The sequence below is a fragment of the Shewanella sp. YLB-07 genome (assembly GCF_009377275.1).
Window position 1 is genome coordinate 313,901 of the sequence record NZ_VOQB01000004.1, and the last position, 13,980, is coordinate 327,880.

The 13,980-nt window shown below is 46.0% G+C and carries 13 protein-coding genes; 5 read left to right on the top strand and 8 right to left on the bottom strand.

The features are described 5' to 3' along the window. Positions 1-173 precede the first annotated feature (173 nt). The 3 genes from FS373_RS10980 to FS373_RS10990 all read right to left on the bottom strand — a co-directional run bounded on the left by FS373_RS10980 (position 174) and on the right by FS373_RS10990 (position 3,705). Positions 174-1,328 carry a methionine aminotransferase gene (locus FS373_RS10980; RefSeq protein ID WP_152829430.1) on the bottom strand — a complete coding sequence of 385 codons (1,155 nt, stop codon included), beginning with the start codon at positions 1,326-1,328 and terminating at the stop codon, positions 174-176. 641 nt (positions 1,329-1,969) lie between these two features. Then, positions 1,970-2,407 (bottom strand): SufE family protein, encoded by a 438-nt coding sequence (locus tag FS373_RS10985; protein ID WP_144045130.1) that lies wholly within the window; start codon positions 2,405-2,407, stop codon positions 1,970-1,972. A gap of 83 nt (positions 2,408-2,490) precedes the next feature. Continuing rightward, positions 2,491-3,705, bottom strand: a complete 1,215-nt coding sequence (locus FS373_RS10990; RefSeq protein ID WP_144045131.1) for a cysteine desulfurase — start codon at positions 3,703-3,705, stop codon at positions 2,491-2,493. Positions 3,706-4,163: 458 nt separating this feature from the next. Here FS373_RS10990 and FS373_RS10995 point away from each other — a divergent pair, with 458 nt between their 5' ends. Continuing rightward, a complete protein-coding gene (locus FS373_RS10995) occupies positions 4,164-4,781 on the top strand; it encodes a class I SAM-dependent methyltransferase (protein ID WP_152829431.1) in 618 nt (205 codons plus the stop codon). Positions 4,782-4,809: 28 nt separating this feature from the next. Here the strand turns inward: FS373_RS10995 and FS373_RS11000 are convergent, their stop codons facing one another. The 3 genes from FS373_RS11000 to yjjX all read right to left on the bottom strand — a co-directional run bounded on the left by FS373_RS11000 (position 4,810) and on the right by yjjX (position 8,178). Beyond that, positions 4,810-5,853, bottom strand: coding sequence for an NADP(H)-dependent aldo-keto reductase (locus tag FS373_RS11000; protein WP_144045133.1), 1,044 nt, complete (start codon positions 5,851-5,853; stop codon positions 4,810-4,812). Between the two features lie 414 nt (positions 5,854-6,267). Beyond that, on the bottom strand, positions 6,268-7,218 hold the full coding sequence (locus FS373_RS11005; RefSeq protein WP_144045134.1) for a GNAT family N-acetyltransferase: 951 nt from the start codon (positions 7,216-7,218) through the stop codon (positions 6,268-6,270). A 372-nt stretch (positions 7,219-7,590) separates the two neighbouring features. Continuing rightward, positions 7,591-8,178, bottom strand: coding sequence for an inosine/xanthosine triphosphatase (yjjX, locus tag FS373_RS11010; RefSeq protein WP_152829518.1), 588 nt, complete (start codon positions 8,176-8,178; stop codon positions 7,591-7,593). Between the two features lie 600 nt (positions 8,179-8,778). Here yjjX and FS373_RS11015 point away from each other — a divergent pair. Next, positions 8,779-10,071 carry a serine/threonine transporter gene (locus FS373_RS11015; RefSeq protein ID WP_144045135.1) on the top strand — a complete coding sequence of 431 codons (1,293 nt, stop codon included), beginning with the start codon at positions 8,779-8,781 and terminating at the stop codon, positions 10,069-10,071. A 108-nt stretch (positions 10,072-10,179) separates the two neighbouring features. Beyond that, a complete protein-coding gene (locus tag FS373_RS11020) occupies positions 10,180-11,547 on the top strand; it encodes an L-serine ammonia-lyase (RefSeq protein ID WP_144045136.1) in 1,368 nt (455 codons plus the stop codon). 198 nt (positions 11,548-11,745) lie between these two features. Here FS373_RS11020 and FS373_RS11025 read toward each other — a convergent pair whose 3' ends face one another. Next, positions 11,746-12,201, bottom strand: a complete 456-nt coding sequence (locus FS373_RS11025; RefSeq protein WP_144045137.1) for a GNAT family N-acetyltransferase — start codon at positions 12,199-12,201, stop codon at positions 11,746-11,748. 637 nt (positions 12,202-12,838) lie between these two features. On the opposite strand from FS373_RS11025, the gene FS373_RS11030 reads away from it, so the two are divergent. After that, positions 12,839-13,087, top strand: a complete 249-nt coding sequence (locus FS373_RS11030; RefSeq protein WP_322619490.1) for a hypothetical protein — start codon at positions 12,839-12,841, stop codon at positions 13,085-13,087. A 161-nt stretch (positions 13,088-13,248) separates the two neighbouring features. Here FS373_RS11030 and FS373_RS11035 read toward each other — a convergent pair whose 3' ends face one another. Further along, positions 13,249-13,662, bottom strand: coding sequence for an META domain-containing protein (locus tag FS373_RS11035; protein ID WP_144045139.1), 414 nt, complete (start codon positions 13,660-13,662; stop codon positions 13,249-13,251). Between the two features lie 89 nt (positions 13,663-13,751). Here FS373_RS11035 and FS373_RS11040 point away from each other — a divergent pair, with 89 nt between their 5' ends. Further along, a complete protein-coding gene (locus tag FS373_RS11040; RefSeq protein ID WP_152829519.1) occupies positions 13,752-13,958 on the top strand; it encodes a hypothetical protein in 207 nt (68 codons plus the stop codon). Positions 13,959-13,980 lie beyond the last annotated feature (22 nt).

The window sequence follows — 13,980 nt, forward strand, 5'->3', positions numbered from 1 at the left end:
CGTTTCCCACAAAACACCATTTATCAACAATGAGTTGGGTGTCACCACCATCTTTCTGACACCGGATATTATTGCCATTTTTTCTATTTTTTCCTTTGTAGCTATTAGCTGATAAGCCTCTTTGATAGCTGTGCCTTGTATTTCCCTCATCTCCTTGAAGCGTCCGTAAATCGCTATAAAGCAGATAATTTTTTGGCTGCTTGCTGCAATGTCTTATCCTCTTTGGCAAAGCATAAGCGAATGACTTTATCACCTGGTGCAGTTTGGTAAAACACGCTCAGTGGGATTGCTGCTACACCAATCTCTTTGACTAGATATTCACAAAATGACATGTCGTCTAGTTCTGAGAACTCTGAGTAATCTAGCAGTAAAAAGTAGGTGCCTTCGCTGGGTAAAATCGTAAAGCGGCTATTTTGCAGCGCATTAACTAGCACGTCTCTCTTGTGTTGATAAAAAGGTGCGAGTGCTGTGATATGTTCAGGCTCTTCGGCCAGCATATCTGTTAACGCCAGTTGCGCTGGGGTGAAGCTTGAGAAGGTGACATATTGGTGAATCTTCCTAAACTCTTGTGTCAGCACCTCGGGGGCAACGCAGTAACCCATCTTCCAGCCAGTACAATGGAACGTTTTGCCAAAACTGGAGATCACAAAAGCGCGCGAAAAAAGTTCAGCATCGCCTAATACACTGATGTGGGGCGTGTTACCAAAGGTGATATGTTCATATACTTCATCACTTATTATCAGCAGATCATGTTTGAGCACGAGTGCCTTTAATTTATCAAAATCAGCTTGTTTTAACGTTTTTGCGCTGGGATTATGGGGCGTGTTGATGATAATTCCGCGGGTTTTGTCAGTGATAGCTGCCGCTACCTGTTGCCAGTTTATGGCATAATCCGGCGCCTGCATTGTGATATGCACCGCACGGCCTCCGGCCAGCTCAATGGCGGGTTTATAGGAATCATAGGCAGGATCGAAGATTATTATCTCGTCTCCTGGGTGGGTGATGGCCTGTATTGCGACAAACAATGCTTCGGTCGCTCCCGAAGTCACTGTTACCGTATCGTTTGGGTTTACATCTATGCCGTATTTGCGCCCGATGAGGGAGGCTATTTGAGTCTGCAGTGGTGCCAGTCCAGAGGAGGGAGCGTACTGATTAAAACCTTGATCGCAGTATTTGGCCAAGCCTTGCTTTAATAGTTTAGGGGCATCAAACTCTGGGAAGCCTTGAGAGAGGTTAATGGCATTGTATTGGTTTGCCAGCCCTGTCATATAAGTAAATATGCTGGTGCCAAGGTTCGGTAATTTACTGCTAAGATCTAAGGTACTCAATGGGACTCTCTCCGTTTATAAACCACTCTGGTTAGTCAGTTTTTTCTTTGTAATCTAATCTTATTCTAAATTATCTTAATTTGATATTAGTAAAATAAGCCAGTCAAACATGGCCATTTTTTGTCGCTATTTGGGTCGAAAGTGATGCATCTATGCACAGTCTCTGCTGCAAGCAATAGATATCAATGAAGCTATGCTTGCCAGATAATAATCAAATACCAAACAAGTACCATGAACCCAACTTAAAAAGATATTTGAAACTTGTTATCCAACAAGTGAACACGCTTCTGGCTAGAAACGAGTTACCAGCCAGTAAAGCTAAAATCGAAGAAGCACTTTTTTCTAAGCCATAGCAGGTGTGAACGCGGCTGTGACCTTCCGTGACGAAGTGATACTCTCCGAACGAGAGACTAGGATGCCGAACTGGCCTTTAAACATGGAAGTTGTTTGAAACCGCAGAGCGTATAGGGACACTTCTTATGAGATCAAGAGCCAGCGTCCCACAGAAGTATTTACATGTGAGCCTGCTGCAAGCAATAGATACCAATGAAGCTATGCTTACCAGGCAATAATCAAATACCAATAAAGCCCAATGAACCCAATCAAAAAAGATATTTGAAACTTGTTATCCAACAAGTCAATTAGACTGATGTTTTAATTGCCTTAGCCAAGGCAAACAAACCATTGGTGCGTGAGGGGCTGAGCTGTCCGGTTAAGCCTAGTCGGTCGAAGTAGGCCTCTATATCGAACGCCGCTATCTCGTCTGCGCTCTTGCCGTGACAAGCAGTTAGCAGTAGTGCGACCAGGCCTTTGACTATGCGGGCGTCGCTGTCGGCGAGATAGTAATGCTTGCCGTCTATTTCACTATGATAGAGCCAGGCATTACTCTCACAGCCCCTGACTTGGGCCTGCTCCACACGAAACTCATCTTCTAGCTTAGGTAAGGTCTTGCCCAGGAGCATTATCTGACGATAGCGCTCCTGCCAGTTGTTGGCATTGTCGAATCTAGGCAATATTTCACCGCTATCGAACTTAAGGGCTAAAAATGTCTCTGTGGCGGGCTGTACTGCTGAGCTCATAAAATTGACCTGAATTAGTTACCTTGAATGATGTTTAAATAACTTGCTCGAACCTAGAATCTCTAATATTCGAGCCTAGACCCTTATTCTAACAACATTTCTTTTACCGACGTTAGCGCCTCTATGAAGCGATCGATATCTTCTTTACTGGTATAGACGCCTATGGATGCCCGGCAGCAGCCCTTGATCGCTAAACTCTGCATCAGAGGCATGGCGCAGTGGTGGCCACAGCGGACGGCGATGCCTTGTTGATCCAGCAAGATCCCCACATCCTGGTGATGTTCATCGGCCAAGTTAAAGGCGACTGCGCCGATATTGTTTTCGTGGGCACCATAGAGCTTTATGTCGCCCAAATTAGCTAACTGAGTTTGCAGATAAGTCAGCAGTTCCTGCTCACGTTGGGCCGTCTCAGCTTTAGGTAGATTTTGTATAAACTCGATGGCTGCACCAAGCCCGATAACCTCGGCTATGGGCGGTGTTCCTGCCTCGAGTCTGTTGGGTAAGATATTAAACTCGGTGGCATCGAAGCTGACGGTCTTGATCATCTCGCCGCCTGTCATCATAGGCTCGAGCTTATCCAGAATATCGAAACGGCCATAGAGCACGCCTATCCCCGTCGGGCCATACATCTTGTGGCCGGAGAATACATAGAAATCACAATCTATCGCCTGTACATCGATTTCCAGATGGGCGATAGCCTGAGCTCCGTCGACCAAGGTAATAGCACCGGCGGCCTTAGCTTTCGCGACTAAATGATTCACCGGATTAAGTGTGCCTAGTGCGTTGGAAACATGGCACAGAGCGACGATGGCAGGCTTTTGTTCGAGTAGTGCTTCATAGGCTTGTTCATCGAGTTGGCAATCCTCTGTCAGCGGGATGGGCTTGATGATGGCGCCGCTGCGCTTGGCGAGTTCTTGCCAGGGGACGATATTGGCATGATGGGCGGCTGTGTCTATTAAGATGATATCGCCAGATTTTGTCTGATTAATCAGACCATGTGCGACCATATTTATCGATTCAGTGGTGCCGTGGGTGAAGATTATCTCTTCGCGGCGACTGGCCTTGATAAAGCCTTTTAGCTGTTCGCGCACCGCCTCATATTGAGATGTGGCTCTGGATGAGAGTTGGTGAGCGGCCCGGTGAACATTGGCGTTATCTTTATGATAATACTGAGTCATGGCATCTATGACACACTTGGGTTTTTGGCTGGTCGCTGCCGTGTCCAGATAACACAGAGGGTATCCCTCTAAGGTCTGCTCGAGTGTAGGAAATTGAGCACGCAACTGGGGAAAGTCCATTGTTCGGATCCGGTAGTTCATCGGGTAAAAAGGCTCTTAGATCTTCGGAGATTTAGGCGACTAATGCAAGTGGCTTTTGATGCGGATTATCTGCATGGCTTACTTGCGTATTTTGGTTGCATTTTTTAGCAATCTTTTCAGACCATCTTTTGCTAGAGTTTGGTTATACCAATCGGTATAAAGGTGTGGTCACTCAGCGAGAGTTTAGCGCTTCAGAGGCAAGGCAACGAGTGAGGAACATAGTTATTCTACGTTTAAGCTCGTTAACGCCGATCGGAAGTGCTAAAACTCGCCTTTCAGGAGTGTTTCTGGCAGCCTACTTCTGTGTTGAATGAGTTCAAAAGGGATCACCATTCCCTCACTCTTTCGCCTTGAATTATGCAGCCAAAAATAACTCTGAGTTGACCACTTTCTTATATCGATTGGTATTAGAGATGAAAGTTACCTAGGGAGTGAAAATGCAATCGAAAGCACATTGGGAAAAGGTCTACTCAAGCAAAGATGAAGCTGAGGTCAGTTGGTTTCAAGAACATGCAAAGCTCTCATTGAAATTGATCCAGAATTCGGATGCAAGCAAGAGCGCCTCAATCATAGATGTCGGAGGGGGAGCCTCTACACTCGTCGATGATCTTTTAGCTAACGGCTATCGCAATATTACGGTACTCGATCTTTCTGCGGCGGCGCTCGCTAAAGCTCAAAACAGGCTGGGCGAGCAGGCGTCGAATGTGACTTGGCTTGAGGCTAATGTGATTGAGGCCGAATACCCCCATCACGGCTATGATGTCTGGCATGATAGGGCTGTGTTTCACTTTCTCAATACTCTCGAGGAGCGTCAGGCCTATGTGAAAGCCGTGCTGTATGCTGTAAAGCCCGGCGGTGTAGTTATCGTGGCCACGTTTGCCGAGAATGGCCCCACCATGTGCAGTGGCCTTCCCGTAAAGCGTTATAGCGCCGATGAACTCCATGAAGAATTTGGAGAACCTTTCTCTTTGCTCGGCCATGAGAAAGAGTCCCATCAAACCCCAGATGGCAGCGAACAGCATTTCGTCTACTGCTTCTGTAGAAAGTTAGCCTAGTTTCTTTATACGACTCTTTATCATCCTGTTAAGGACAAGGCAGTCGATAGATTTGTGCCAGCTCATCTAGCCTTACCATTAGCTCTGGAGATATACAGGTGTTGATGCTGTCGATATTCTCTTTCAGCTGTTTAAGATTGGTGGCACCTATGATGTTTGAGGCGACAAATTTGCGTGAGGTGACGAAGGCGAGTGACATCTGCGCCGGACTCAGCTTGAATTCACGTGCAAGTTCTACATAGGCCTTGGTGGCTTCGAGCGCTATTTGTGTGCCCGTATAACGAGAGAAGCGCTTAAACAGGGTGAGTCTGGCGCCCTGGGGCCATTTATCGTCCAGGTATTTTCCCGTCAGTGCGCCAAATGCCAAGGGAGAATAGGCCAGTAAGGGCACTTCTTCGCGATGGCTTACCTCTGCCATGCCGACCTCAAAACTGCGGTTGAGCAAGTTATAGGGGTTTTGTACGCTGACGACTCTAGGGAGCTCGTGTTTCTCGGCGAGCTGTAGATACTTCATCAAGCCCCAAGGGGTTTCATTGGAGACACCGATATAACGGATTTTTCCTGCCGTCACTAAAGAGGCTAGGGCTTCTAAGGTCTCTATGATAGGAGTCTGTTGCTCGTTGTCATCGACCTGTTGGTAGGATAACTCACCGAAGAAGTTGGTGTTTCTGTCTGGCCAATGGATCTGATACAGATCTATGGTGTCGATCTTGAGTCGCTCCAGGCTGGCATCGACGGCTTGGTGTATATTGCGCCAATCCAGAGCCATATTCGGCCGTATGTAGTCACTCTTAGACCCCGGAGCGGATACTTTAGTGGCGATGATCAAGTTGTCTCGGTGACCACTTTTTTTAAGATAGTTACCCAGGATTCTCTCGGTCTCGCCCTGAGTATCAGCCTTGGGAGGAACCGGGTACATCTCGGCTGTGTCGATAAAGTTAATGCCTTCGCCTATGGCGTAATCTAGCTGAGAGAAGGCTTCGGCTTGTGTGTTCTGCTCACCCCAGGTCATGGTACCTAAACAGAGTTCACTGACTTCAAGGTTGGAATGTGGGATACGACGATATTCCATAAAATCTCCACGGTTACTTTAGCTTGTTATTTGGGCGCATATTTTGGATCAAGAGTGCGCTCACTGTCATTCGAAGCTAACAAGCTTTCAGAGGAAAGACTAGGGAAATAAAGATCTTATACCATTCCGAGTAAGTATCGGATCATTCAGCGGGAGTTCAAATCGCTGTAGGCAAGGCGGATGTTTGAAGCTAATAGTTACTCTATATCGAGAACATTCAACGTAGCATAAAGGGTTTTGAAACCCGCACTGCGTGAGGCTCTCAGTGTTTCAACTTCTGCGTTTCATTGACTTAAAAGGGAATAACCATTTTCTCACCAATATGCCTTGAATTGAAAAAACTGAGAGTCTCTGAACTGACCAGATACTTATATGGAATGGTATTAGTTCCTAGGACCTAAGATCTAGAACCTTTTATAACTTTAACAACATAGGCATCTCGCAGGCATCGTGTCCTGTATCACCCAGAGGAGAGTCCAGATGTTTGAATCCGATAGACTCATACAGTTTGACTGCTTCATTGAGATCCGCGGTAGTTTCCAAGTAACAGGCGTTAAATCCCTGTTCACGGGCAAAGTCGAGCGCCAGATAAGCCAGGCGTTTAGCAAATCCTTTGCCTCTAAGTGTTTGGCTGAAATACATCTTCTGTAGTTCACATACCCGCTCTTGATTTGCTGTTGGTGTATTTATGGTTAAAGGTGCAATTCCTCCTCCACCTAAGAGTTCACCTTCTTTCTCTATGACCCAATAGCAGGCATCACTTGCTTGGTATTGTTCACTAAGAATGTCTAAGGTGGGATCCGCTACGCTATAACCTTTATCTGAGGTGAGGCCATATTCTGCTGAGACCGTGCGTATCACTTCGGCCATAGAGGCATTATCTTCTGGGGTCATTACCCTAAGCGTATATTCCTGCTGAAGCCGGGAACGATCAATGGCCTTGTGATATAGGGTCATTGCAATCTCAATCTGCTGGGTTTCGGAGGAAGATAACTGGGATAAGATTTCATTGAAGATGATATTTTGCTGATGATCTAACTTCTGTAATAATTTACGCCCTTGAGGAGTCAGGTGAGCCAGTAGGCTGCGGCTGTCTCTGGGATTACTCTTGGTAGAAGCAAATCGCTTCTCAACCAGATGGCTGACGGCACGACTGGCGTTGGATTTATCGATATTAAGGATTTGCGCCAATTTTTTAATCGATATTGCGCCGTGGCTGACTTCGATAAGCGCATGGGCCTGAACAGGAGATAGAGGAAGGTCGCCACAGGCTGAGTTAAGCATGCCGAGTTGTCGCACAATATGGCGAGATACGGTTCTGAGTGTAGAACCTTGTTGATTGCTTGGTCTATTATCTTCTGTCATACCCTGTTCCTGCAATTTATCTTGTCTGAATAGACATTGGTTATTTTGGTCAGAAATAACGTTCTTCATCCAAAGCTGACTGCCGACACTGGATGAATATGGTTGCGACTAACATCTAACCTAGGGGGGTATTCAACAAATTGCAAGTAGGGAGTAATGGCTTTGTGTTCTAGGAGGAGTTAAGTTGCGATTAACAAGTATAATGTGATGCGTGATCACTAACATTAAGTGCACGCGCCAGATTCAGCGCACAAAGCTAAACGGCTAGTATGAAGTGTATCAAGTTAGTGACTAACCTAATTGCTCATGGAGGAGAATGCAAGCAATTGCTAATGAAAGTCGATTGCTTGCATTAAAAGGGGGTTGAAACAGTTAATCGAGATAAAGCTCAGGATTTAGCATGGGGGCCATGGTTAAGATTAATGCCTGAGTATAGACACTCTCTCTGGTGGCATGCCCTTGGGTTAATAGGCCAATTGCCCCACCTTGTTGCTTAATGTTGTTAGTGTTGAATAGTTTATCCATCACATCTCCCAGCTCCTCACCGGCAACCAGTGACTTATAGATAGATTGAGATATGGGGAGTTGTGCGCTACGTCCAACGGAAAGCTGGTTCTGAGTGGCAACCACAGTATAGGCGAACGTGGCTGGCCCGTATTCGAAATTATCGACGCCGCCTTCCATTGCGATAAAGAGTTCGGCAACTGACTCGCCATCAGGTTGCTTCGCCGCCGTAGCGGAAAAATTTCGGCAATATTTAACACGGTTTATGGCGCCTTCGCGGGTTTCAAAATCTGTCATGGGTTGGTCCGGTACGCCTGATGGGGCGTGCATACCAATACATTCGATATCAATATCCGGAAACAGTTGGCAGATAGCGATTTTGGCCGCGTTTACTTTCACCGGGTTTTTCGAGCCGACTAATACTCTGATCTTCTTTAATTTAGTTATCCGTTGCATTTTCTTATTCATTCCAATCAACCTGGGGGGATGATACCAAATTTACGCCTATTTTATTACGGGCGGTGAGCCTTGAATTTGTTGGTGGAGATGTATCAAGGCTTTCTAATTTGGCTTAGAAAAACTGATACCAGATCTAGATCACCTTTTGCTTTTTACCAAATGTATAGTGGATCACGTTTAACTTTTGGGCTGAGCTAGTGAAAAAGCCTGTGATCTCACTCATGTTTCATGAAGTTTGTGCGGTGCCACCCATCAGATCTGCTATTATTTGCGACCCGCCTCACCTTGCCGCCTTCTTGAATAAATTTTCTAATATCACCAATAGGTAATATATGTGCTTTAAGTGTTAATTTTAGGTTCGATTTGGTTGCGGGGGTGGGGTCAGAATAAAGATTTAGCCCATGATAATTTAGACATAGCTCCCATTATGAACTTGTTCTGAAATTTGATGATAAAACCCCGTTCCAGATCAATTTTTCATGGCTTGAGTTCTATAATCTGGCCTTGAAATTTATAGCTGCTTCCCCTTTGAAAATGGTTTTAGGTGGAGTGGCTTCTGGAAAACCAAAGGTGTAGAACACCTCAAAGGTAATGTTTATGCAGAAAGAATCGACCGTCTCTCCAGTCAATGGAACCGGAACCCAAGTAAACCCAGCCGTCAGTCAGAGCTGGACACGTAAAGATACGACTTGGATGTTGAGTCTGTTCGGTACAGCCGTTGGTGCTGGTATCCTTTTTCTTCCAATAAATGCAGGTATGGGCGGTTTCTGGCCGTTGGTGATGATGGCCTTGGTTATAGGTCCTATGACTTATCTAGCTCATCGTGGCTTGTCACGTTTTGTCTGCGCCTCTGAGAAGCCGGGCAGTGACATTACCGATGTGGTCGAAGAGTTTTTTGGTGTAGGTGCCGGTAAGGCGATCACCTTGCTCTATTTCTTTGCTATCTTCCCGATTGTATTGATCTATGGTGTGGGTATTACCAATACCGTAGACAGTTTTATCGTTAATCAGCTCGGTATGGCATCGCCTCCACGTTGGATATTATCTGGCTTGCTTATCCTTGCCATGATGTCTGTGATGGTATCTGGTGAGAAGTTAATGCTGAAGGTGACTCAGTTTCTGGTTTACCCTCTGGTGGGTATTTTAGTCTTTATGTCCCTGTACCTGATTCCAAGCTGGAAAATGGATGCCTTGACGCAGGTTCCGTCAGCGGGCGACTTCCTGGGGACCGTATGGTTAACTATTCCGGTATTAGTGTTTGCCTTTAACCATTCTCCAGCTATTTCTCAGTTCTCTGTGGCACTCAAGCGCGAACATGGTAAAGATGCATCAAAGAAAGCCGATGTGATACTGCGTAATACCAGTATGATGTTAGTGGGTTTCGTCATGTTGTTCGTGTTCTCTTGTGTTCTCTCTTTGAGTCCGGCACAACTTGCCGAGTCTAAGGCGCAAAACTTACCGATTCTTTCTTATCTGGCTAACATTCACTCAAGCGGCTTCGTCAGCTACTTTGGTCCTATCATAGCTGTGATTGCCATCGTTTCTTCTTTCTTCGGCCACTACATGGGTGCGACAGAAGGCATGAAGGGCATTATCACTAAGCAGCTACGTAGCAGCAATAAGCAAGTGTCAGACAAGAAAGTAGATAAGTTTATCCTTGTGTTCATGTTCGTCACCATCTGGGGCGTGGCCATCATCAACCCAAGTATCTTAGGTATGATTGAGGCACTTGGTGGTCCAATCATCGCCGCGATTCTTTATCTGATGCCTATGTATGCTATCTACAAGGTACCTGCACTTAAGGCCTACCGCGGCCGTATCAGCAATATCTTCGTTGTTATTGCGGGTGTGCTGGCAATGACAGCCATTCTGTTCGGTATGTTGTCTTAAGTTCTCCGTTTTCATCCTTTCATAACGTTTGGTTATTCGGGTCAGTTTCAATCTTTGGGACTGACCCTCCTCATTTCACCTTCCACTCATGAATTAAGAGGTAAATCTATGTTTAGCGCATTTGATATTTTTAAGATAGGTGTGGGTCCATCGAGCTCGCATACCGTCGGGCCGATGAAGGCCGCCAAAGAATTTGTCGATGAGTTGCGTCAACGTGGCGAGCTAAAGTCTGTTACCCGCATGAGTGTCGATATTTACGGCTCACTCTCGTTAACCGGCAAGGGTCATCACACGGATATCGCTATTATGATGGGCTTAGGCGGCAACAGCCCCGAGAGCGTCGATATTGAGTCAATTCCTGCCATCATCAGTGAGATTGAGCAGAGCACCAGTCTCTTGTTAGGTACAGAGGCCCGCAGGGTCGACTTTCCGCGAGATGCCGTCACCTTCCATAAGCATGCATTGCAACTCCATGAGAATGGCATGTCGATTCATGCCTGGGTTAAAGATAATTGTATCTTCAGTAAGACCTACTACTCAACCGGTGGTGGCTCTATCGTTGATGAAGAGCACTTCGGTTTAACGGCGGCCAATGATGTTTTAGTGCCTTATCCCTACGCCTATGCATCTGAATTACTCGAGCAATGTACCGAGTCGGGCATGAGCATCAGCGCCTTGATGATGGAAAATGAGAAGGTGTTTAACAGTGAAGAGGCCATCTATGAAGGTTTCGGTGCTGTCTGGGATGTGATGAAAGCCGGCATAGAAAAAGGGCAGACAACCGAGGGAGTGCTCGATGGCCCTCTTAGAGTACCGAGACGAGCGGCAGCGCTTTATCGTCAGCTGATGACGAATGAGAGACTTTCTGCAGACCCTATGGTGGTCATCGACTGGGTCAATATGTTTGCCTTGGCCGTCAGTGAAGAGAATGCGGCTGGTGGGCGGGTGGTGACATCACCGACCAATGGTGCAGCAGGTATTATCCCTGCGGTTATGGCTTATTTTGATAAGTATATTCAGCCAATGGGCGAGCAAGAATATACCCGCTTCTACCTGGCGGCAGCCGCGGTAGGCTCACTCTATATACGCAACGCATCTATCTCGGGCGCCGAAGTGGGCTGTCAGGGGGAGGTCGGTGTGGCGTGTTCTATGGCTGCTGCAGGTTTGTCTGAGATCATGGGGGCTAGTCCTTCTCAGGTGTGCATTGCCGCGGAAATTGGCATGGAGCACAACTTAGGGTTAACTTGCGATCCGGTTGGGGGCCAAGTGCAGGTGCCCTGTATCGAACGTAACGCTATTGCCGCAGTAAAGGCGATTAACTCGTCGCGTATGGCGATGCGTCGTAACAGCGAGCCTAGAGTCAGCTTAGATAAGGTGATAGCAACCATGTACGAGACAGGAAAAGACATGAACGTTAAATACCGTGAAACCAGTCAAGGTGGTTTAGCCATTAAAGTAACGAGTATTTGTGCTTAAAAGATAGTTGCGAGGGCGACCTTCGGTCTTCGAGAGCGTGACTTCGTCACTGTGAGGGCTACGGCCTTAGAGGAAAATATGAGTCAAAAGCGACAAGCTGTTGCTTGTTGCTTCGCTTATTCTCGTTTTCTCGCAGCGAAGCGCTCTAGCAGGGAACTAGTTCCCGCGAACGTCCTCGAAGCGAAGCGTTCGCTCTCGCTATTTCTCTTCGTACATTAAATAGTAACTCTGCTCCATCCCCAGTGCTTGATAAGTTTGTTGCGCCTTGGTATTTTCCTGCTCTACATAGAGTCTGAAACTCGCAGCGCCACCATTCTCTGCAGCTAGGTTTTTCACCTGCTGGTATAGCTTGCCATAGATACCCTGGCGGCGATTCTCCGGACGGATATAAACGCTCTGGATCCAGTAGTAATTTAACGCGCGCCAATCGCTCCATTCGAATGTCACCATCAAAGAACCCACTATCTCGCCATCGGATTCGGCGACTAGATAGAAGCCTTTTTCTGGCTCCGAGAGTAAGGCGTTTACCCCCTTTGTCAGTAGGACTTCATCCAGTGACAGGTTTTCAGTTTCCAATGCCATTGCTTGGTTGAATCGAACAAGTGCTGGCAGATCCGATTGCTGGCCCTTTCTTAATTGAACATTTGTTTGCATATTTAATTCCACACTCGACTGCACATTTGATTTCACGGAAGAAGGCTCCATTATTTGCAGACACTCTAGCATGTCGACGAGTTTATTTTGGCGAATAATGTCTGATTTTTTATTCGACTAAAGTACCAGGGTCTGTTTATCTTTCGAGCTTGAGTTTTGCTCAATCTTAATGGGTTTGATGCAAGGCATCGAGCGATGACGCCTAATGGATTAGGTGAAAAGCTCGTAACACAGCAAGAAGCCCATTGAGATGAGCCCGTAGGGCAGCGTTTGTTGACCATCTTTACCGCGTTATCGCTTGTTTATGTAGAATCACTACACTACTCAAGCTCCAACTTGTATAAAAAGGTCAACAACTCGCTGCAAAAATAACCATGAAAGGTCAACAGGCCCTATCTCTGCTAGACTTTTATTATTGGCTCAAGAGAAGTCGGCTCAAGAAAAAGAGGCGCCTATGGCATCAGTCCACCATAAATATCGCGTTCATCGCTTAGCGGTCAAATCTTGTTCCCATTGTTATGTGAGAGTCAGAAGCAGAGGTGAGGACTTACACTCATTGTTTAGGCGAACGGCAGCTAATCAAGATAGACTCGTTCCGGAAGAAGGGACAGATAGTCACAGTGATGGTGCTAAGTCGATCCAAGTTGAACCGACCAATCTTGAAAAAAACAAGCTGATTCACTTCGTTCTTACCCTTGTTACTTTCGGTGCCTGGGGGCTTGTCTGGTGGTGGTTAATTTTAAAATCTGAAGGGAAAACGGATCAACTTTTTCGTGGATTTGATGATGCTTATTGGAGTTACCTCATAACGCGGGAGCAGCCTCCTGCATCACTTCATAAAATGAAAGTCGATCAAGAGGTTGAGACTGGATATTTCGATGCCTGATCTCGATGGCTTAATCCAGTAGACCTAATCCTGTAGACGTTAGTCTAGATCTAGATCTAGATAACTTAGTGACACATAACCAAAAACCGCCATGAGGCGGTTTTATTGTTTTACGGGATTCTTTTAATACAGAGAGAGTCAGTTCAACTGTTCAAATGGATTCAGAGCTTACTCAATACAAATTGAGTTTTTCCATTGGCGTCTTTCAATACAAGTTTACTTTTGACTATTTGACCCGAAGTGACCTTGGGTATGGCAGTCATGACTCTTTGCTCCTGATTCATCAATGCATCGACACAGGCTTTCATCGTGTGACCTGCAGGGGAAAGTGTGATCGATGAGCCTTGCAGTGAGTATTCACCAAAGAAGCTATTACAACTGTTATTACCACTCAATTTGCCTTCTTGGCTAAAGATGAGTTGAGCCGGACTGTAATCGATGACAGGGTTACCTGCGATTACCTCTATATGCCAGGTTCCAGCAAGTGCTATTTCCAGAGACTCAGGCTCTGGTGTACTTTGACAGGCGGATAATGCGAAGAATGTGCTGGCGATCAAAAAAGATTTTAAAGACATGACTGGGATCCCAATAAATTTATGCTTATATTGTGGCAAGTTTAGAACAAGATAAACAGCGAAAACTCGATATAAGGGCTCAAAGTGTAATGAAAGCTTTAAAACTATTACATTGGATAGGCTTGCTGATGCTTCTTAGCGGCATTGGTGCTTATCTTTTTACCGATATGACACTTGAAATATCTGGGATGGTGTTGGTGTCTAGCTTGATTGGATTGGGAGCGGTAATGATGTCACCCTTTCCCATTGTGCTATTTATACAATGGGCAAGAGCACAGGAGGAAAAGCAAGATTAGTCCAATTTAAAAATTAATCGGA